At 39.2% G+C, this 20,490-nt stretch carries 20 protein-coding genes; 6 read left to right on the top strand and 14 right to left on the bottom strand.

All coding sequences use genetic code 11. The features are described 5' to 3' along the window. Nucleotides 1-67: 67 nt before the first annotated feature. From mvk to IV73_RS01245, 5 genes are all read left to right on the top strand, one after another. Complete coding sequence (mvk, locus tag IV73_RS01265) at nt 68-1,003, top strand: mevalonate kinase (protein ID WP_083485526.1); 936 nt, start codon at nt 68-70, stop codon at nt 1,001-1,003. Between the two features lie 12 nt (nt 1,004-1,015). Beyond that, nucleotides 1,016-1,996, top strand: coding sequence for a diphosphomevalonate decarboxylase (gene mvaD / locus IV73_RS01260; RefSeq protein WP_057753674.1), 981 nt, complete (start codon nt 1,016-1,018; stop codon nt 1,994-1,996). Between the two features lie 2 nt (nt 1,997-1,998). Further along, entirely contained in the window at nt 1,999-3,045 is a 1,047-nt protein-coding gene (locus IV73_RS01255) for a phosphomevalonate kinase (RefSeq protein ID WP_057753671.1), read from the top strand. A gap of 21 nt (nt 3,046-3,066) precedes the next feature. Next, nucleotides 3,067-4,131: a type 2 isopentenyl-diphosphate Delta-isomerase gene (gene fni / locus IV73_RS01250; RefSeq protein WP_057753668.1), complete on the top strand. Its 1,065-nt coding sequence runs from the start codon at nt 3,067-3,069 to the stop codon at nt 4,129-4,131. A 101-nt stretch (nt 4,132-4,232) separates the two neighbouring features. Next, nucleotides 4,233-4,784 carry a TetR/AcrR family transcriptional regulator gene (locus IV73_RS01245; protein WP_057753665.1) on the top strand — a complete coding sequence of 184 codons (552 nt, stop codon included), beginning with the start codon at nt 4,233-4,235 and terminating at the stop codon, nt 4,782-4,784. An 87-nt stretch (nt 4,785-4,871) separates the two neighbouring features. Here IV73_RS01245 and IV73_RS01240 read toward each other — a convergent pair whose 3' ends face one another. The 9 genes from IV73_RS01240 to IV73_RS01200 all read right to left on the bottom strand — a co-directional run bounded on the left by IV73_RS01240 (nt 4,872) and on the right by IV73_RS01200 (nt 13,875). After that, nucleotides 4,872-5,576, bottom strand: coding sequence for a Crp/Fnr family transcriptional regulator (locus IV73_RS01240; protein ID WP_057753662.1), 705 nt, complete (start codon nt 5,574-5,576; stop codon nt 4,872-4,874). 71 nt (nt 5,577-5,647) lie between these two features. After that, complete coding sequence (locus tag IV73_RS01235; protein ID WP_057753659.1) at nt 5,648-6,343, bottom strand: nicotinamide mononucleotide transporter; 696 nt, start codon at nt 6,341-6,343, stop codon at nt 5,648-5,650. 10 nt (nt 6,344-6,353) lie between these two features. Continuing rightward, a complete protein-coding gene (locus tag IV73_RS01230) occupies nt 6,354-7,295 on the bottom strand; it encodes a nucleoside hydrolase (RefSeq protein ID WP_057753656.1) in 942 nt (313 codons plus the stop codon). Between the two features lie 173 nt (nt 7,296-7,468). Then, the gene (locus IV73_RS01225; RefSeq protein ID WP_057753653.1) at nt 7,469-8,398 is read right to left on the bottom strand and encodes a peptidylprolyl isomerase; all 930 of its coding nucleotides are present in this window, start codon (nt 8,396-8,398) and stop codon (nt 7,469-7,471) included. A 59-nt stretch (nt 8,399-8,457) separates the two neighbouring features. Then, nucleotides 8,458-10,965 carry an ATP-binding protein gene (locus IV73_RS01220; protein ID WP_057753650.1) on the bottom strand — a complete coding sequence of 836 codons (2,508 nt, stop codon included), beginning with the start codon at nt 10,963-10,965 and terminating at the stop codon, nt 8,458-8,460. Beyond that, nucleotides 10,947-12,047 (bottom strand): carbamoyl phosphate synthase small subunit, encoded by a 1,101-nt coding sequence (locus tag IV73_RS01215; protein WP_057753915.1) that lies wholly within the window; start codon nt 12,045-12,047, stop codon nt 10,947-10,949. The genes IV73_RS01220 and IV73_RS01215 overlap by 19 nt, the downstream gene beginning before the upstream one ends. A 20-nt stretch (nt 12,048-12,067) precedes the next feature. Further along, nucleotides 12,068-12,586 carry a bifunctional pyr operon transcriptional regulator/uracil phosphoribosyltransferase PyrR gene (pyrR, locus tag IV73_RS01210; protein WP_057753647.1) on the bottom strand — a complete coding sequence of 173 codons (519 nt, stop codon included), beginning with the start codon at nt 12,584-12,586 and terminating at the stop codon, nt 12,068-12,070. A 1-nt stretch (nt 12,587) separates the two neighbouring features. Beyond that, a complete protein-coding gene (locus tag IV73_RS01205) occupies nt 12,588-13,505 on the bottom strand; it encodes an RluA family pseudouridine synthase (protein WP_057753644.1) in 918 nt (305 codons plus the stop codon). A 1-nt stretch (nt 13,506) separates the two neighbouring features. Next, a complete protein-coding gene (locus IV73_RS01200) occupies nt 13,507-13,875 on the bottom strand; it encodes an EbsA family protein (protein WP_057753641.1) in 369 nt (122 codons plus the stop codon). Nucleotides 13,876-13,943: 68 nt separating this feature from the next. Between IV73_RS01200 and IV73_RS01195 the strand changes: the two genes are divergently transcribed. Beyond that, complete coding sequence (locus IV73_RS01195; protein WP_057753640.1) at nt 13,944-14,342, top strand: RNase H family protein; 399 nt, start codon at nt 13,944-13,946, stop codon at nt 14,340-14,342. Between the two features lie 54 nt (nt 14,343-14,396). Here the strand turns inward: IV73_RS01195 and uvrB are convergent, their stop codons facing one another. The 5 genes from uvrB to IV73_RS01170 form a co-directional block, all read right to left on the bottom strand. Next, nucleotides 14,397-16,406, bottom strand: a complete 2,010-nt coding sequence (uvrB, locus tag IV73_RS01190; RefSeq protein WP_057753639.1) for an excinuclease ABC subunit UvrB — start codon at nt 16,404-16,406, stop codon at nt 14,397-14,399. A 113-nt stretch (nt 16,407-16,519) separates the two neighbouring features. Then, nucleotides 16,520-17,176, bottom strand: coding sequence for a YfbR-like 5'-deoxynucleotidase (locus IV73_RS01185; protein WP_057753638.1), 657 nt, complete (start codon nt 17,174-17,176; stop codon nt 16,520-16,522). A gap of 918 nt (nt 17,177-18,094) precedes the next feature. Further along, nucleotides 18,095-18,769 (bottom strand): ABC transporter ATP-binding protein, encoded by a 675-nt coding sequence (locus IV73_RS01180; RefSeq protein ID WP_057753637.1) that lies wholly within the window; start codon nt 18,767-18,769, stop codon nt 18,095-18,097. Nucleotides 18,770-18,771: 2 nt separating this feature from the next. Beyond that, nucleotides 18,772-19,833, bottom strand: coding sequence for an ABC transporter permease (locus tag IV73_RS01175; RefSeq protein ID WP_057753636.1), 1,062 nt, complete (start codon nt 19,831-19,833; stop codon nt 18,772-18,774). 17 nt (nt 19,834-19,850) lie between these two features. Beyond that, nucleotides 19,851-20,378, bottom strand: coding sequence for a TetR/AcrR family transcriptional regulator (locus IV73_RS01170; RefSeq protein ID WP_057753635.1), 528 nt, complete (start codon nt 20,376-20,378; stop codon nt 19,851-19,853). Nucleotides 20,379-20,490: the final 112 nt, after the last annotated feature.

Below are 20,490 nucleotides of genomic sequence, written 5' to 3'. Positions count from 1 at the left end.
TTTTTTTAATGAAAGCTTGGTAAAATGTTTTATTAACGATACTTATTTAGAAATGGTGGTTAAGATTTTGAAAAAAACATCAATAGGTAAAAGTCATGCAAAGGTGATTTTAATGGGTGAACATTCCGTTGTTTATGGTCAACCGGCAATCGCTCTTCCTTTGCCTGACATTAGCTTTACAACAACCATTATGCCTCGATTAGCTGGGCAAATGATTTTCACCCCCACTTATCAAGGACCACTCTCAAGTTTAGCGGAGAATTATGAAGGAATTCGTCAACTGATTTTGCGCTTACTAGATTTTTTTAACGCCAAAAAGCGGCCCTTTACCCTACACATCAACTCAGATATTCCACAAGAACGCGGGATGGGATCTTCGGCTGCCAGTGCAATTTCAATTGTCCGGGCTTTTTATGATTTTTTTGATACGCCATTGTCAAGCGAACACTTACAAACTTGGGCTGCGGTAGAAGAACGCATTACCCACGGATCGCCTTCTGGTTTAGATACCTCCACGGTAGCTAGTAGCTTGCCCATTTGGTTTATTAAAAATGAATTAACGCAGCCCTTTGAATTAAATCTGAATGCCACTTTTATTCTAGCTGATACTGGGATTCATGGACAAACCGGGCTGGCTGTATCAGTCGTTCGGAGTCTCTTAGAAGAACAACCCCATACGACGAAAAAAAGCATTCAACATTTAGGGGAACTGACCACAGCGGCTCATCATGCTCTTCAATTCAACACACTTTCTGAACTAGGTTCATTAATGAACCAAGCGCAAGCCGAGCTCCAAACCTTGGGGGTTTCTCACCCACAGTTGGATACCTTAATCCATGCGGCCCGTCAAGCCGGCGCATTAGGTGCCAAGCTGACCGGCGGTGGTATCGGAGGAACTATGCTAGCTTTAGCCCCTGATCAAAAAGCTGCAGATGGTATTATCGAGGCTTTAGAAAATGCTGGCGCAACTGAAATTTGGACGCAAACATACCCTACAAATTAAGGAGGCTTACATATGGCGGCCTATACAGCACGGGCACATACTAATATCGCTTTGCTAAAATATTGGGGGAAAGCTGATGCCCAGCTCATTTTACCCACTACCACTTCCATTAGCTTGACTTTAAACGAATTTTATACAGAAACTACCGTCGAATTTGATGAACAGTTACCGCATGATCAAATTATTTTAAATGGACGGGTTTTAAAAGCACATGAGCGACAAAAAATAGAGCGTTTCCTCGATCTCGTGCGCCAATTGGCTGGAATCAAAACGTATGCCCGGATGGTTTCAATTAATCACGTACCGACCGCGGCGGGATTAGCTTCTTCGGCTTCCGCCTTTGCTGCTTTAGCTGGAGCTGCTTCTGCGGCGGCTCATATGTCTTTAGACCCAAGCGATCTTTCACGGTTAGCCCGGCAAGGCTCTGGCTCAGCTAGCCGTTCAATTTTTGGCGGTTTTGTGCAATGGGATCGCGGAACCGATTCCAATAACTCCGTGGCACATTCTCTAAAAGATCCTGTCGATTGGCCAATTCAATTAATCACCGTAATTGTTTCCGATCAACCCAAAGCCGTGGATTCACGGAGTGGGATGCAAAACGCTTTTTCAAATTCACCTTATTATCAAGCTTGGGTCCAGCACACAAATAATAGTGTTCCTGCGATGCAAGCAGCGATTGCTAACTATGATTTAGACACTTTAGGCCGTCTAGCCGAACAAAATGCTTTAGAAATGCACGCGCAAAATATGGTTGCTAATCCCCCATTTAATTATCTAACGGATACTTCATGGGGCTTGATTAAAATGGTTCAAACCCTGCGCGAACAGGGGCTTTCCGTCTATGCCACTATGGACGCGGGACCAAATGTAAAAATTATCTCTCGACCACAAGATACTGAAGCGATTATGACGCAATTACAACAAACTTACCCCGATTTAAAGACCCAAATTGCGACCCCTGGTCCCGGCATTCAGATTTGGGAAGAGGTTTAGTGATGGTTACAATTCAAGTGCCCGGTAAATTATTTCTCGCCGGAGAATTCGCGGCTACATATAGTGGCCAGGCTAGTATTGTTTTAGCGATGAACCGCTTTATGCGTTTTACCATTCGGTCTCGTGGAAATTATCAAATCATCAGTGATCAGCTGGGCATCTATCCTGGGCCAATTTTTGACAAGGTATCTTCTCCGGTCCGTGATGATGCTTGGCAAATTGTTATTCAAGCTTGTCGTACCATCGCTACGTATTTACCAACTACGAAAATTAAACAAACCCAGCCCTTTCAACTCAAGATTACAAGTGGCTTGGAATTAGATGGGCAAAAGATTGGGCTTGGTTCTTCCGGGGCAACCGCAGTCGGCGTCTGCCAAGCTTTGCTGACGTATTATCAAGTTCCTTTTACCAAACGCGAACTTTTTAAATTAGCCACGTTAACCCTCTTTCAACTCCCCCATTTTCAAAAGGGGTCGATGGGCGATGTCGCAGCAGCGGTCTTTGGTGGTATTGTCTATTATGAAAAATTTGATACCGCTTGGCTGACACATCAACTAAGTACTACGCCGCTCTCAAAAATTGTCCAAACGAATTGGCCACAATTACAATTAAAAAATCTGCATCAACCACCAACCTGGGAGCCATTGGTTGCTTGGACTCAAGCGCCAGCAGACACCCAAAGTAGCTTAAAACGTTTACCCGTTGATCCGACAACCTTTTTATCAGCCAGTCAAGCCACTGTCAAGCAGGTGGACCAAGCGCTGGAAAATGAAAATTGGGGTGCTTTTCAACAAGCTTTAACACAAAATCAAACTGAAATTCTCACCTACACGCAAGCAGCCAATATTACTTACCGTACATCACAGTTGGATCATTTTCTCCAACTCGTAAAAACATTTGCGGTACCTGGTAAAATTTCCGGCGCAGGTAATGGTGACAATGCCATTGCTTGGACTACAACTCAAGATAAAACGAAACGGCATGCCCTCATTCAAGCCTGCATCAAGGCCGATTTAAGACCATTACCACTCACCATTTATCATGAATAACCTACCCGGGAGGAACCACAGATGGAATCAGAACATGCCCATCGTAAAGATGAACATCTTGCTCTTGCTGAAGCAGAGTACCGTAAAATGCAGCCCACTTCTTCTTTGAACCAAGTTCGTTTAATTCACAAAGCTTTACCCGAAACTAGTGTCAATCAGGTTAATCTCGCTTCAGACAATACTGAGTTTCCTTGGCCATTTCCGTTTTATATTGAAGCGATGACCGGCGGTAGCGAAAAATCAAGCCAGATTAATGGACAGTTAGCTGAAGTTGCCAAAGAAACTGGCTTAGCCATGGCCGTGGGTTCCCAAAGTATTGCTTTGAAAGATTTCGAGGCCATCCCATCATTTGAAATCGCTCGTAAAAAGAATCCAAATGGCTTTTTAATTGCTAACCTCGGAGCTGGTCACACGGCCTATGAAGCACAGCGGGTCATCAATATGATTGATGCCAATGCCTTAGAAATTCATATTAACGCAGCTCAAGAAATTGTCATGGCTGAGGGCGACCGTAACTTCCACTGGCATGAATCTTTAGGGGAAATTATTGCGACTAGCCCGGTTCCCGTCATCATCAAGGAAGTAGGCTTTGGCATGGATTTGCACACTATTCAAACCTTAGAAGCTCTTGGTGCAAAGTATATTAATGTTGGTGGGCGTTCAGGGACTAACTTTGCCCGCATTGAAGACCGGCGCAACCACACCAATTATAAAGAACATGCCCACGCCTATCTCTACGATTGGGGTCAAACTACCGCTGAATCATTGTTAGAAGCGCAAACCGCCCAGCAGCATATTTTTGCTACAGGGGGAATCCAATCACCCTTGGATGTAGTCAAAGCACAAGTCCTCGGTGCAGAAAATATTGGTGTGGCAGGTTATTTCCTCCACATTTTATTGAATCAAGGAGCTGATTCATTAGTCGATGAAATTCAACTTTGGCAAAAACATTTACCAAAGCTTTACACTTTATTAGGTGCCAAAACTCGGTCTGATTTACAGAAAGCTCCCTTTGTGGTCGACGCTGAATTAGCCAACTACGCCCAACAACGGCACCTTAAGTTAAACAATTTTCAAAATTTTTAATTTTGTCTTAAGTTCTCTATAAACTAATAAAGAATGCTAAACTATCATCATATTTTGCAGCGATGTTCTAATTCATCGCTGTTTTTTTGTATACTGGAACTATGAAAAACATTCAAACTGAAAGTATCCGTCAACAAACGGATGATCAAATTATTGATGCAACTTTAACACTCCTCCAAAGCCAGTCCTATGACCAACTTGCGGTAACTGATATCGCCCGTAAGGCAGGCGTGTCTCGAATGGCTTTTTATCGGAACTTTGGTACCAAAGAGAGTGTTATTGCTACTATCGTTGAACAATTGACATCTGACTTTGCGCATGAAGCCCAACATTTGCCCAATGAATCACGTGTTGTTGCAACCGCCTTTTTTGAATTTATTCAATCTAATGCCGTTGTGATTGCAATTCTTTTAAATGCTGGTTTACGTGAACAATTCTATCCACCTTTGCGTGATATTTTGCATGGACTTTATTCTAATATCTTGCGTGACCATGCTACCAATGCAGCCGTCGTCGATTATATTTCTGATTTTACGGCCTCAGGGATGTTAGCCATTGCGATTCGTTGGATCTCGACGGGGATGCAAGAAACCATCAAAGAGCTCGCCGAAATGTCTAAAGAAATGACGGACGCCCAAGAAAAATTTTTGTAATGATTTCCTTTTGCCGTAAATTAAAAAAGCCGACAAGTTTTTTAACTCGCTGGCTTTTTTTGTTAATCTTTACTGTCTAAAAATAAATTATAAGTTATTGATTTGCTGTATCATCATCTGATAATTTTGGGGAGTAATTTTAATTTTACGGCCTAAAACTTGAATTTCATGATTATCGGTCATAATTTTCAAGGACCGTGATACAGTTCTTACACTTAATCCAATTTGCATCGCTAAATCTTTTTGCGTTTTATGCTCCAACACGATCGTTTCATGGTGTTTTGATATATGTTCATAATAATTCATAAATGATAATCTTATCCGATCGATGCCTTTTAGATGAAAAAATCGCCCTTCTCGATGCGATAAATTGTATAAATCGTTTGCCACTAATTTTAAACAACTCCTTAATAAATAAACATCTTCCATTAATTTAGGATATAAAATTTTATAATCTATCCGCACAACTTCTACTGGAGTTAAGCAATGTACCGTCACTACATATTGATTTTCCATCGCTAATAGCTCTAATAACCCAATATTCCCTCGTTGATTGTCCACTTCAAAATAACTATATTCGCTACCATCCAAATAAATTTTTTTACCACGAACTACCCCTTGTACAATAAAATAAACATACCTTGTGTCATCACCGGCCTCAACTAATTGTTCCCCCTTCAAATATTTGAGCCTTTGCCCATGCTGATCAACAAAATCTTGAACCATTTGATAATTAAATTCATGCTTGTCATTATATTTGTGCCACATATCATCTAAATCACTATTTCTCATGATTATATGCCTTTCGAATTATCAGCCATTAAAGTCATTATACCAAATTAAGTTCAGTCGCCAATATTACCTTAATCGTAGTCGCTAACCCGATTAAAAAATAAGAATACAATATTATTAGCAAAATACACCAATGGTACAATCATCAACATAAATTGCCCAGAAATCAAATAGGTTGATAACATCAAAACGTTTAAAGCAAAAAAGATATATTCTGCAATAAAGTAGCGTTTGGCCAATAAAAAGCTGGCAATTAACCCAGTACCAGTCGTAAAAGCCCCGGTTATTAGTCCCTGTCCCTCATGACCAATTATCATCAGAATTCCAACTATTAAAAACGCTACTACAGCCCCTGCTAACATAATATAAATGGCTGTTTTATCTACACGTAAAAGCTTAGTCTCACCAGTTTCAGTCACATTACTTTTCCAGTCAAAATATTGGATAAAACCAACAATAATTCCCCAAAAACTCAAAGGAATCATTGAATAAGTTTGAGCTAAAAATAAAGCGACAATCGTCATTATCAAATTAATCAGATCAGGATAAATAAATTTAACATCCCTTTTTGTTGTGTAATATATATTAATAAATCCAGCAAACATAGCGATAATCGAAGTCCAAATATACGTATTTTGAACTGTCTTACTTGCAGAATTTAAAATAGCAGGAAAACTTTGTTGAAACGAAAGATAAACTCCTACAGCTAATCCCATAATCAGAATAATTTTTAAAACAATATTACGCATCTGTATTCTTTTATTCATGATTTTCCTCCTAATCTGCCAATTTATAATCAAAATACGCGAGACTATCCATTAAATACGAGACATAACGATCACGTTTGGAATCTAATAATACTAAAATATTATTTTGAATTTTTGGTTTTTTTCTTAAATCAGCTAAAGTCATCCCCCGTGTCACGCCCTCATCTGTTACTACTTCGACAGAATAGTTTTTACCTTCAAACACATTAGAATCTAATAAATACACAATAGTGCACAAATCATGCAACGGACTATTCTCAAACCCAAACTGACGCCCAGACTGATTATAAAAATCCAACAAGCCATATACCTTTTGTGAAATTCCACCTCTGCTTTTTAAACTATCTATTTCTTCTCGAGTCAAATATGATTTTTCTGTCACGTCTAAACCAGCCATCACAACTGGTACTCCAGAATTGAAAACGATTTTAGCTGCTTCAGGATCAACATAAATATTAAATTCAGAAGCAGGCGTAATATTACCATGTGAAATTCCACCTCCCATTAAACAAATCATCTCAATCTTTGACTTAACATCAGGATATGTTTGCAATAACAACGCTAAATTCGTTAGAGGACCAATCCCAACGAACGTAATAGTTTCATCACTATCCATTAATAAATGGTACCAATATTCAATTAAGTTAACATGTAAAATTGGGTATAGTGGGGCTGGAAAATCAATTCCATCCATCCCACTTTCACCATGTGCTTCTGGGGCACTCTTTAAGGGTTTAATTAACGGTCCCTTCGCACCAGCAATAAGGGGTACATCAGCATTCAACAATTCTAAAATATTACGTGCATTTCGCGTTACTTTTAAAAGTGATTCATTTCCCCCAACAGTCGAAATCCCTAACACCTTCAATTGCTGCGGATGTGCCAGCGCAACCAAGATAGCCAATGCATCATCATGACCTGGATCGCAATCAATCCAAATATTATTAACCATTCCACAAACCTTCCTTCATCAATCTTATCCATGAACACCATTATTATAAAATGTTTTTCAAAATTTAAATACGCCAAGTGTCTACTTATATGTATGCGTTTACATTTTATTCTAAATTAAAAACGTTCGTTGGAATTTTATCTCCACGAACGTTGTTTAACAATTAATACCAATTACTTATTGGTTTGTGCTGCTTGCGTATAACTGGCTAACGCATCCTTCAAGTCCTTATCTGAGATATGAACCTTGGCTTTATCCAATTGTTGTCCAATAAAGCTTTGCATGGACGTACTATCCTTAGCCAACTTTTGATCAACCAAGACATCCTTCATCTTACCCTTCAAACTATTGAAGCTACCCTTGGTATCTCGGTCGTTGAGCTTAACGATATAATAAGATTCACCTGTTGCTCCTGTCGCAGCATTAGCAGCTACTTTAACAGGATTCTTAGTATAATCACCCTTCTTCAAGCCAAAGGCCGCCTTTTTTACCTCAGGGCTAACCACCGTTGAATCAACCGTTGAATCAAAGGCGTCTAATTTTCCACCCTTATCCTTACTAGTTGTGTCGGTTGACTTATCTTTAGCCTCTTGGGCGAAGTCCTTACCATTATTCAAGTCATCAATAACTGTCTTAGCATCTTCTTCGGAATTCGTTTTAATCACTGAAATGTTCACCTCAGGCGTATAAGCTTGGTACGCTTTTTTTAAATCCTTATTTGAAAAATGTTGATTATCTTTAAATGCCGCTTTTTCCAACGCTGATAAATACAAATTATCACGATACGTTTCAGTTGTCATACCACTTTGAGCTAAAGTAGATTCAAAACTGTCACCGTACTGCTTTTGTGCTTTATCATATTGATGATCAAGTTCCTTTTGGTCGACATCTTTCTTGTGGTCTTTCTCCAAAACCTTTTTAATCATCATGTTCGCGAAAGTCTGCTTACCTTCTGGAGTCTTCTTCAATTTTTGATATAACTCCTGTTCAGATACTGATCCACTATTAGAAGTCGCCACATTCTTGCCGTTTGACATTCCAAACGCAATTAATCCACCAGCTAAAACGATAATTACGCCGCTTATTAACCAACCTTTTTTCATTTAAAACACTCCTTTTTCTATTAAACTCTTTTATTATATACCTTCATTCATGAAACTTCTTAAGATGTATATTTTTCCACCGAATCAGGTTCCTGATCGAGAGGCTCAACATGCGCACCCATCGCTAGCCTTCCATTATCAATCTGGTGTTCATGCACATTTAAATGCGTCATAAAATCAGGATGCGTATAGGCCAAACGACCAGCCTCGGTCGTCCATTGATAATCAACCCAATGCTCAACTAAATTTGTATCCGTTTCGCTTTGTCGTCCCGTCATATAGCGTATCATCATCCGCACCCAACTAACACCGGTAATTTTGACCAAAAATGCCATATGTGTAAAAGGCATTGGTCGTAAATCTTCAGCAGTAACTTCACCCTCAATTGGCCAATGATCAACCATCAATTGGTATAAACCGGCACGCGTCACTGACAACTTAGGGCGGGGTAAAGCCGCATATAATGATGGGGTCATAGCCCGCTGATCAATCACCATTTCATCATTATCCTGTTTTGCCATCGCCAAAGGATAAGCCTTTTGCCCATCCCAGAAATAATCAATCACAATTTTTTCTTGTGTTTCATAAAGCGTTGATGGTAAGTATTTTTCCTTAGCAATCACATACACTGGAATGTTCATCTCCCGCAACTTTTGGATTAACTTAATTCGATTCCCAGGGATAAAAATATATTTAGGATGTTCGATTTCCAAAATATTCATCACATCGGACAACTCGAGTGGCTCATAATAATGTTTATCGGCAATCTGTGGAATAAACAGGAGCCCATGCGGATTGTTATTTACCACAATCGTTGGAATTCCCAACCGGCGTAGTTCTGATGCGACTGAGGCCATGGTATACGAAGCAGCTGCCCCATCCCCTAAGCGAAAAGCCCCTGTTCCAACGACCAAAGCAGACTCAGCATCTAATTGAGTGGTCTCGTTTTCACTTTCAAACGTACTGTAATAATGTGAATTTTCTTCATCAAATTCACCTGCAGACGGGTCAAAAGCCTTATAGGTTGGCAAAACATTGTGATCCCAGCGGAACCGCCGCACCTTTTCATATGGTTCATTCCATAAGCGCGCCAATAAACCATCACTTAGGCCATAATACTTTGCATCACGTAAAATGGTCTCATCCCATGGATTTTTAGCCACCGAATCTTCTAATTCCATTATTCGCTTTAATTTATAAAAATAAAATGGCGCAATTTTAGTCATCTCAGCTAATTCATCAACCGTATAACCGCGGCGCAAAGCTTCCATCAGCACCAAAATTCGATTGTTCCGGGGGTGGATAATCCGTTCAATCAAGTCATCTTCAGTCAAAGAATTCATTATCGTTGGTGAAAAATCACGACTATTAAAGTGCGCTGCTCGTAAAGCCTTTTCAATGGCTTCTTCAACACTACGTCCCACTCCAATTGTTGCCCCGACTGATTTTTGAACAGTATTCAGACGATGGTCCGTTACAATCCAGTTTGCTTCAAATTCACCGAAACTAAAGACGGGAAAACGCGTAACCACGTGATCCATCACCGGTTCCAACAAAGCCGCATTACTACTGAATTTAGCCGGCAAATGGATTTGTTCAAAAGTCTTACCCAAAATTAAATTCGTAACGACCGGTACTAGCGGGTAACCTGTGGCAACCATAATCAAGGATGATTGGCGGTCAAAATATGGAGTTAATCGAGTTACGACATATTCATCCGTTTCGGGATTAACTGCAAAGCGCACCTGCGCCATCCCCATAATTTGAAACTCATGTAGAATTTTAATCGTCGTTTGCCGCAACTTTTGAATAATGGGGTCTGAAAGGCTTTGAATTGGTGTAAAAGCAATCGAATCTGCAGTATGAATCCCCACCGGATCCATATCTTCAATCCCACCCACAATCAGGGTATTTCCCACGCGGTCGCGCAAGGCGACGATGGTAATTTCATGATGTCCACGAATACTTTGGTCGATATTAACTTGATGAATTTGCGAACGCTCTAGGCTTTTTTCAACTGCCTCCTCTAACCGGTCGACATCATTCACGTTAAACCGCAACAGACCTCCATTTGGAGCAATCGGTCGTACTACCACTGGAAAATTAATTTCACGCACCGCCTCAAAGGCTTCAGAAACATTATTGGCCAACCGTGCTGCCACCGTTTTTTCGCCTAACCGGTTCAAATGGTTACGTAAAATCGTCGTATCTTGGGTGGCATCTAAGGCATCTTTAGATAAGCCTAAAATCTTGGGCGCCGCTGTCCCCAAGGCCCTTTGAATCTGGCGACTTAAATTCATCGCCACCACCCCACCAGCAGTCGTAACGACTGCGGTAATTTGATGCTGTTCAATTATTTCTAAGAGATTATCTAGAGTTAACGCACACAAAATTGGCGTAATATCCGTTCGTTCAATCGTAAACGCATACGGGTTGTCATCCACCATAAAAATTTCGGCTTCATTTTGACGTAAAGATGAAACCATCTGATAACTGGCTAAATCGCTTTCCGTTTCATGGTCAAAATCATTGGCTGAACCACCAATCATTAATATTCGTTCAACCATTGTCGACTCCCTCCTCGGCGTGCAGATACGATTTCCATATATTCTGCAAAAATATCGGTGGCTTCAATTGGACCAGGCGCAGCATCCGGAAAAAATTGAACCCCAAATGCTGGGTAGTCCCGATGCCGCACGCCCTGAACTGAATGATCCATGAGATCCACATGCGTCACCATCAGGGCCGTCTCTTTGAGTGAAGCCCGGTTAATCACGTAACCATTTCCCTGATTAGCAAAAATGATGTTACCCGTAATTTGCTCACGAATCGGATGGTTCATACCATGCCGTTCAAAAGTTAATTCTTCTAGTTCGGCTCCATTCGCTAAGGCGAACAATTCATACCCTAATCCAATTCCCAAAAGTGGAATTTCACTTTGCACGGTTCGAATTAATCTCAATAATTGCTCATTTAAAATATGCGGATCACCGGGACCTGATGACAACACAATACCGTCCGGATCTAGATTAACCACTTGCTCTAATGTTGTATCATGTGGCAAAACCGTAATATTAGCATCATAATCCCGCAAATTACGTAAAATTCCATTTTTCAATCCCAAATCAATGATTATAACATTAGCGCCCCGCCCGGGATTAGCATAGGCTTTCGGCGTTGAAGCTTGTGCTACTTGATTCGTTGGCAACACCATTGCTTTTAATTGATCAAAAGCATGGTCATCAGGTACATCAACGATACTTGCTTTTTGCGTCCCTGTTTGCCGTAAATGACGGGCTAAGGCGCGCGTATCTATCCGCGCAATTCCCGGAATATTATGTCGCTTCAAAAAAGCATCTAAACTCATCCGCTGTAACCGATTTGTGGAAACGTCCGCAATTTCTCGGGTGACTACCCCTTTAATCGTTGGCACAATGGCTTCATCTGCTTGATGGTTAATACCTGCTGCTCCAATCGTGGGGGTAGTAAACATCAAGATTTGGTTATGATAAATCGGATTGGTAATAATCTCTTGATACCCCGACATGGCGGTATTGAAGACAATCTCACCAAAAGTCGTCGCTGGCGCTCCAAAGGCTTCACCTGGGTAGACACTTTGATCTTGTAAAATTAAATATCGTTGGGTCATTTAACAACTCCCCTTATTACTTATGAGTGAATTTCAACGGAATCTTGCCCATCTAATTCACGGACATTAACTTTAATCCGTTCTGAAATTGCCGTTGGAATATTTTTACCAACAAAATCAGCCCGAATTGGTAATTCCCGATGTCCACGATCTACTAAAACGGCTAAATTAACCACCGATGGCCGACCATTATCCATCAACGCATCCAAAGCTGCGCGAATCGTTCTTCCTGTATACAAAACGTCGTCGACTAAAACAATCCGTTTCCCATTCAAATTCAAATCAATTTGGGGTTGGCGCCGGTCTTTTGGCTCACGATCATCCCGATAGGCTTCAATATCTAACGTTAAAACAGGAATCGCAACATCCTCTAGTTGTTGCAAACGCTCACCAATGCGTTGTGCCAAGTAAACGCCGCGCGTTTTAATCCCAACTAAAACTAGATTGCTTACTCCTTTATTCCGTTCAATAATTTCATATGTAATTCGCGTTAATGCCCGCTGCATTGACATTCCATCTACAATCTCTTTATTTGCCATATTAATCCTCGCTCATCTCATTATAAGGTTCTAATTGACTCAACATTGCGGTGAAGTAATCCGGTAAGGGCGCTTCAAAAACTAATTCTTCGCCCGTTGTCGGCTGTGTTAACCCCAAAGTATGTGCATGCAAATATTGTCCATTGCCCGGTAAAGTTTTCTTAGGACCATATAAAGGATCACCTGCTACCGGGTGGCCGATATAAGCCAAATGGACGCGAATTTGATGGGTCCGACCAGTCTCCAACGTGGCGGATAATAAGGTGTAGTCAACATATCGTCGCAAAACTTTAAAATGGGTTACTGCTTCACGCCCATTGACCACCACCGCCTGCTTTTTACGGTCTTTATTCGAGCGACCCAACGGCGCATTAATTGTTCCACTATTTTCTTTGAATTCACCATGAACTAAAACTAGATACTCGCGCAAATTCTTTTTTGCTTTCAAGTTCTCAGACAAAGCTTCGTGCGCATGGTCATTTTTGGCGACCATTAATAAGCCGGATGTATCTTTATCAATTCGATGAACAATCCCCGGCCGCAAGACTCCATTAATGTTTGACAAAGGCGTATGATACATTAAAGCATTGACCAAAGTACCATCGGGATGCCCTAACGCGGGGTGCACCACCATCCCTTGTGGTTTGTTTACCACTAACAAATCATCATCTTCATAAATGATGTCGAGCGGAATATCTTCAGCTTTCAAATCCAAGGTAATTGGATCTGGAATATCCACTTGAATTTCATCCCCTGGCTTCGCTTGGTATTTAGCCTTTTTAACTTCGCCATTGACTAATACGCGTTCTTGCTTAATCCATTCGTTCGCTTGGGAACGGGAATAATCTGACAAATATTGTGCTATAACTTTATCTATCCGACCAACTTGTTCATCTACTGTAAATGTTGTCTGTCCCATTCTATACTCCCAGTTGTTTTAAAATTTGTGTCCGTACTTTTTTTGAAATTAACATATTATATGAATTATCATTATAATCAAACATCATGCCATACCGCGTTGGTTGAACATGTTTCATCCCGTCAAACCGAATTGATAAGCGGTTAAAGCTAAATAATTGCCGAAAATGAATATAATTTACATTTACATCAATTCGCCGACGCAAGATCACAACAGCAACTAGAAACACAAACAAAAGCGTAGCTAACATCGTCCACCCATTAAATGTAATAAATTCCAATTGTAAAATTAAAGCTAGTAATCCGACCATTAATATCCAGGCCCAATTCACCAATCCGCTTAAGCCCGCTGGCTGATAAAATCCACGCATAATTTGTCCCCCATTCGCTTTAACTATATAATTAAAATATAGTATAACAGAAAACGAGGTGTGATAGTATGCTCATCCAGCTTTATTCTGATGCAGCAACCGATTTCAAACAACAAACCAATGGTGCGGGCCTTCTGATTTTACAAGCCCAAAAACAAATCCAATTACATCAACCGCTCCCCAAACATCTCAATAATCACCAGGCCGAATTTCAGGCTGCCATTTGGGCCTTTCAACAGCTTTTAGAAATTTGCCCGCTTCCTGAGCAAACAGCGGTTCAATATTTTACGGACTCGCGCCTAGTTAGCGATGGTATTGCTAAGGAATACGCTAAACAATATGCGTCGGAATTAAGTCAACTCTTAGCCCTTCAAGATTATTTTCAAGTGGTCATCACCCAGTGGATCCCTGATCGATCCAACCAGGGCGCCCACCAGCAAGCTTTACAGGGGCTCCATCAAAATTAACTTAAGCAAAAGGACTGGTTGCCAACCATAGCACCAGTCCTTTTATTAATCCTATTACTCTAACTGCAATTTCAATTCCATCACAGAATCACGCAAATTTGCAGCGCCTTCAAAGTCTAAGCGCTTAGCCGCCGCTCGCATTTGCTCCTCCAAGTTTTTAATCATTGCTTCTTGGTCATCGCGAGCCATATCTTTAAAGGCCACCTCAGTAAATGACTGCGGTTGGGCTTGATTATCAGTCGGATGTGAAACTGAAATCAAATCACGGACCGCCTTAATAATCGTATGTGGCGTAATGCCATGTGCTTTATTGTATTCAATCTGCAATTTACGCCGCCGCGCGGTCTCTTCCATCGCAGCTTTCATCGATGCAGTTTCATGATCCGCATACATAATTACATGCCCATTCTCATTACGAGCTGCACGTCCAATCGTTTGAATTAAGGAACGCGTATTTCGTAAGAAGCCTTCTTTATCAGCATCCAAAATCGCCACTAATGAGACTTCTGGCACATCAATTCCCTCACGTAACAGATTGATTCCAATCAAAACGTCAAATTTACCTAACCGTAAATCACGAATAATTTCCGTCCGTTCCAAAGTTTTAATATCTGAATGCAAATATTTAACTTTGACTCCCACATCCTCCAAGTAATCCGTCAGATCTTCGGCCATTTTTTTCGTCAAGGTAGTAATAAACACGCGCTCATTTCGCTCCTCCCGGGCGTTAATTTCACCCAACAGATCATCAATTTGACCATTAACTGGCCGCAATTCAATCTCAGGATCCAATAAACCAGTAGGACGAATGATCTGTTGGACCACCTCATTTTCAGGAACTCGCTCAGTTTCATAGTCACCAGGAGTTGCTGACATATAGATAATTTGGTGCACATGCTCTTCAAATTCTGTTAATTTAAGCGGGCGATTATCCAACGCTGAAGGCAAACGGAATCCAAAGTCAACCAAGGTCTGCTTCCGCGCTCGATCTCCGTTATACATCCCCCGGACTTGTGGCATTGTCACGTGTGACTCATCGACTACAATCAAGAAATCATCCGGGAAAAAGTCGAGCAACGTAAAGGGGGGCTCACCCGGTTTGCGTCCATCCATATGCCGCGAATAATTCTCAATTCCAGTAGTAAAGCCCATTTCACGAATCATTTCAATATCATATTCCGTCCGCTGCTTCAAACGTTGCGCTTCAAGTAACTTCCCTTCTGATTCGAACTTTTTTAACTGCTCATCCAATTCAGCTTGGATGGTCTTAACCGCTCGTTCCCGAATTTTTTCATTCGTCATAAAGTGTGTGGCTGGGAAAATAGTGACTGTATCTAAATCAGCTACAATTTCACCAGTCAGACTATCAATTTCGCGAATACGATCAATTTCATCCCCGAAAAATTCAATCCGTAATGCTTTTGCATCAGAAGAAGCTGGGAACACTTCTAACACATCACCCCGAACTCGGAAGCGACCACGCTGAAAATCAATATCATTCCGTTGAAATTGAATATCAATCAAATCCCGCATTAAACCATTGCGTTCCACTTCATCGCCCAAGTGCAAACTAATCACATGATCCCGATATTGATTTGGATCTCCCAAGCCAAAAATTGATGAGACTGAAGCTACGACAATCGTATCATTGCGTGACAACAATGAAGAAGTTGCTGAATTTCGCAATTTATCAATTTCATCATTGATGGAAGAGTCCTTTTCAATATACGTGTCTGATGAAGGAACGTACGCTTCCGGTTGATAATAATCATAGTAAGAAACAAAGTATTCAACCGCATTATTAGGGAAAAATTCTTTAAATTCCCCATATAATTGCCCCGCTAAGGTTTTGTTATGCGAAAGTACTAAAACAGGCTTATTAGCATTGGCAATCACTTCGGAAATGGTAAATGTCTTCCCTGTCCCGGTTGCCCCTAATAGAATCTGTTCCTTCACTCCATTTTTCAACCCTGTGGTGAGCTTTTCAATGGCAGCCGGTTGATCACCAGTGGGTTGATATTTAGAAACCACCTCATATTTACGATCTGCTTGTTGCGTAATCATCTTTATACCTCACTATCTGGTTATACTACCGAACCATCTTTTCATTGCGTCAAAAAAAGACGGTGTTTAATAATTATATTATACGCCATCTTTAATTAAGTTTAAACTAATTTTCACTCATTGTCCGCTTGCTCAACTCCTTGGTTAAAGATGCCAATATAAATCCGTTGCAAGCGTTCTGATCCGGGGAATTCCTCGGCTAACATTTCTGGTAAAACTTCATTAATAAAGTATTTAGTACTATTCATGTCGCGAAAGGCATAAATCGTTTCCAAGCTTTCTTTATAAATATCTAAGAAAACGGGTTCAGGGTTTCCTTTTTGCAATTCACCAAAGGCTTCATACAAAAGGTCAACTTTATCCGCCACTGATAGAATACGGCCCTCTAAAGTATCATCCTTCCCTTCTGACAAGCGTCGATGATAAGCATCCCGATAATTCGATGGAATTTCCATCCGAATGAAATTGTCAGCCAAAGACTCTTCCACATCCGCCAACATATGCCGCAACTCTGAAGAAGCATATTTCACCGGTGTTCGAATATCACCGATAAAGCGTTCATTAATGTCGTGATTCAAAGCTTTTTCATACAACAACTTCCAATTGACGGCCTCCCCTTGCTTTTCTTCAACATCACCCAAAAATTGGGCAACTTGAGTTACTTTCCACGAATGTGCTGCTACGGAGTGTGGGAAATACTTAAAATAGCCTGGAGCCCGATTAATCATTTCTAATTCCGTTAAGCCTGACAAATATTGATGAAATCCCATTCCCTAACCCTCGTCTCTCTCAAATTGTTTCATCTACTATATCAGAAAACGGTTACACTAACAATAGTTACTCAAGTTTAAATTTCAATTCACTGTGCTTTTACGCGGCAAATATTGTGTTTTATAATTATGAAATTAAATATTACAATAAATCATTATATAAAAAACAAAAAGAGACGTTACATTTTATCGTTGATCCAGTTTTTAAGTATTATCAAATTAAAGTCAGTTACTTATCTTTAAATAATAGCCATCTTTTTAATTTCCGTAATTTTAAAGAAAAAACGATACTTTTTTTCTTGCTTATCATGATAAACCAAACTATTATCATCACATTTTGAAACGAAATATCTCATCAATATAAGCTGTTAATACATTACAGAATTGAGAAAAACTTATCCTCTAGTCACTAATAAGATTTAAATCATCAAAATAACTGCGTATTTTTACCGAAACTTTGACAACTTTGAACTGCATATAGTAAAAAGGACCGAAATTTCTTCCAATCCTTTCCTTCTAAATATTATCCAATTTCGTTGGCTTTTGTCCCCGCACCATACAAATAGCGCCTTTTGTTATAATTTAAATTTGCTAAGTATCTGATAATTAATCACATTATAGAATTTTCGTGTTATACATAATGGAACAAAAATATATTTTAATCGATATTTTTTGACATTCCTTCGAACCATATTAATGAGAAATAGTAAATAATTTAATCGACAATTATGAAATGTTTTTCCTAAAAATAATTCTACCATTCTCTTGATAAAACGCACATTTACTAAAAATACATTCAGTATGTAACCCATCAATAACTAAAAGCTACTAATTATTAAAATTTGATACTATCATTAAAAATCAAAAAACGCAGACTTTATAAAAAACTGCGCTTTTTCAATACTCGAATCTAGGATGTTATTTTTGTTGAGATAAAATACCATCAACTAACTCATATACATGATCCGCATAATCAATTAATCGTTGGTCATGCGTTACCGTAACAACTGCTTTATTTTGAGCGTGTGCGATATCATGTAACATTTCACCTACCTTAATAACCCGACTACTATCCAATGCCGCCGTCGGCTCGTCTGCCAATATAATACTTGGATTCGGATACATTGCACGAGCAATGGCGACTCGCTGAGTTTGACCTCCAGATAGTTCATTTGGGTATTTGTGTAGCAATGAACGAATATCCAATTGGTCTATAACAGTATCAAAACTACTACTACTCATATTATTCGTTGCTTTAACTTTAGTGACTAAATCAAATTGCTGTTGAACTGTAAGATATGGAACTAAATTATAAGATTGTAGAACAAATCCTATATTTTTTAGGCGTAGATATTCTAATTTTTTAGGCGTGTAATTTTCAACGTTTTGGTCGTTCAACAGTACTTTCCCACTGGTGGGTGTTTGTAAACCTCCTAAGATCGTCAACAAAGTACTTTTTCCTGATCCTGAGGGACCAATAATCAAAGTAAATTCACCATTTTTGGCCTCAAACTCAATATCGCTTAGAGCTGTCACCCGATTGCTTCCAGCTCCAAATACTTTGGAAATATTCTCTAACTTTAACGATGTCATAATTATCCTCCGATTACGCTAACTGGGTCAATTTTAGAAATAATTCTCATAGGAATCAACGCACCTAATAACCCAGTAATCAATGTTCCTCCAGCAATTAGCAAAGTGAATTTCACGTCGAAATACATCGGTACACTTTCTGGAATAACAAGACTAATCACAAATGTCGTTACCAACCCCATTAAAATAGAGGAAATCATAATAATTGCTGTTTCGTTAAACGTATTTTTTAATAAGTATGCATTGGGTATGCCTTGAGCTCTTAAGACTGCTAAATTTTTAACCTTTTGTGTTGTTAGAATATATAAGAAAATGGTAACAACTACCAGCGAAATCAATACTAAGAACGCAATCATGAATGTGAATGTTGCATTTTGCGCGCTATACCCTGGCAGCTTATTCATAAATTCATCTATAGTTAATAGGGTTAAATCTTGAGAATATATCTCATTATTATTCTTATGATTAATAGATAAAACACCACTCCCAACAAAATGAGCATCGACCCCTTTTATCTTGTGCCATTGGTTTAACGCCCCATAGACAACCGGTGCCATGTTATACTCGGCGTTATTTACAATCCCAACGACCTTATAAGACTGATCCGACTGCCCTAACTTAACTTCATCATTTACCTTAATATTTCTAATTTTATCCGATACTACAACTTCATTATCCGCTTTAACAGGTCGCCCAGTAATATATTCTAACTTATTGTAGACTTCTTGGTCTTTTTTCACCCCTACATACTGGACTGATTTAGTTTCATCGCGCCCCATTTTTAAGTTTGTTGGCGTAATACCGACTTGAGAATCACCACTATTCATTTTTATCTTTTTAAATTGTTCTTCTGACATTAAAGATTGTCCTATATTACCATTAGAATCTTTAGTAATAATCGCAGATTTAATTTTCCACGTCTTTAATGCCGTAGTGTTTTCATTTGCTAAACCTAGTGCTAATGAAGTTAATATAAAAATTAAAAACGTAATCAGACTGATAACAGAAATAACAAGCCCATATCTAATTTTGTTTTTTTTAATTTCATTTAATGCTAAATACATAACTATGACTTCCTTTTTCAGTGTTTATTAATTATACTTGGCAATTTTTTTATATTTATGATGATTTCATCTTTTTTCTTAGGATACAAAAAATATTCTTGTATTAACGCATGTAACGTTATTCTAAATGCCCATTCCGATAGATTTTCCATCGATGGATTTTTAAAATGTGAAATTGCCTTTGAAGTGACGTCAGCGCTTTTGTAATGCGAGTATAACAGAGATTTATTGATTGTATAATATAATCGCCAAAAAGAATAATCCACAGAATCTGTCAGATTTTCTAAAAAAACAAGCGTTGCAGAAATTTGATTTAATTCGTCCATATTTTGAAATTCAACTAAATAATCTTCTAAAATCCAACAATAAGCGTCATATATATCTTCAAAATATGTATAAAATGATGACCTTGATACATTGGCGTATTTTGTAATTCTAGTAATATGAGCATTATTTAATGAATATGTTGAAAATTCATGAACCAACGAATCACGTATAGTATTGCGTTTATCAAGCGATAAATTATAGAGCGCCTTAGTAACCATCTTCTTTACCTTCTTTGTAATATCAAGTATTGACACCGTGTCAATACTAACATATATTGACACACTGTCAATGTGCTTATTTTTATAAAAATGTTAAAACAGGCCCGAATAT

Source organism: Weissella kandleri (genome assembly GCF_001438705.1).
Classification (GTDB): Bacteria; Bacillota; Bacilli; order Lactobacillales; family Lactobacillaceae; genus Weissella; species Weissella kandleri.
This window is presented reverse-complemented; position numbering and strand designations above follow the sequence as displayed.

Coding starts and splice junctions, on each gene's coding strand:
- mvaD (WP_057753674.1), top strand. CDS start 1,016: ATGGCGGCCTATACAGCACGGGCACATACTAATATCGCTTTGCTAAAA.
- IV73_RS01255 (WP_057753671.1), top strand. CDS start 1,999: ATGGTTACAATTCAAGTGCCCGGTAAATTATTTCTCGCCGGAGAATTC.
- fni (WP_057753668.1), top strand. CDS start 3,067: ATGGAATCAGAACATGCCCATCGTAAAGATGAACATCTTGCTCTTGCT.
- IV73_RS01245 (WP_057753665.1), top strand. CDS start 4,233: ATGAAAAACATTCAAACTGAAAGTATCCGTCAACAAACGGATGATCAA.
- IV73_RS01240 (WP_057753662.1), bottom strand. CDS start 5,576: ATGAGAAATAGTGATTTAGATGATATGTGGCACAAATATAATGACAAG.
- IV73_RS01235 (WP_057753659.1), bottom strand. CDS start 6,343: ATGAATAAAAGAATACAGATGCGTAATATTGTTTTAAAAATTATTCTG.
- IV73_RS01230 (WP_057753656.1), bottom strand. CDS start 7,295: ATGGTTAATAATATTTGGATTGATTGCGATCCAGGTCATGATGATGCA.
- IV73_RS01225 (WP_057753653.1), bottom strand. CDS start 8,398: ATGAAAAAAGGTTGGTTAATAAGCGGCGTAATTATCGTTTTAGCTGGT.
- IV73_RS01220 (WP_057753650.1), bottom strand. CDS start 10,965: ATGGTTGAACGAATATTAATGATTGGTGGTTCAGCCAATGATTTTGAC.
- IV73_RS01215 (WP_057753915.1), bottom strand. CDS start 12,047: ATGACCCAACGATATTTAATTTTACAAGATCAAAGTGTCTACCCAGGT.
- pyrR (WP_057753647.1), bottom strand. CDS start 12,586: ATGGCAAATAAAGAGATTGTAGATGGAATGTCAATGCAGCGGGCATTA.
- IV73_RS01205 (WP_057753644.1), bottom strand. CDS start 13,505: ATGGGACAGACAACATTTACAGTAGATGAACAAGTTGGTCGGATAGAT.
- IV73_RS01200 (WP_057753641.1), bottom strand. CDS start 13,875: ATGCGTGGATTTTATCAGCCAGCGGGCTTAAGCGGATTGGTGAATTGG.
- IV73_RS01195 (WP_057753640.1), top strand. CDS start 13,944: ATGCTCATCCAGCTTTATTCTGATGCAGCAACCGATTTCAAACAACAA.
- uvrB (WP_057753639.1), bottom strand. CDS start 16,406: ATGATTACGCAACAAGCAGATCGTAAATATGAGGTGGTTTCTAAATAT.
- IV73_RS01185 (WP_057753638.1), bottom strand. CDS start 17,176: ATGGGATTTCATCAATATTTGTCAGGCTTAACGGAATTAGAAATGATT.
- IV73_RS01180 (WP_057753637.1), bottom strand. CDS start 18,769: ATGACATCGTTAAAGTTAGAGAATATTTCCAAAGTATTTGGAGCTGGA.
- IV73_RS01175 (WP_057753636.1), bottom strand. CDS start 19,833: ATGTATTTAGCATTAAATGAAATTAAAAAAAACAAAATTAGATATGGG.
- IV73_RS01170 (WP_057753635.1), bottom strand. CDS start 20,378: ATGGTTACTAAGGCGCTCTATAATTTATCGCTTGATAAACGCAATACT.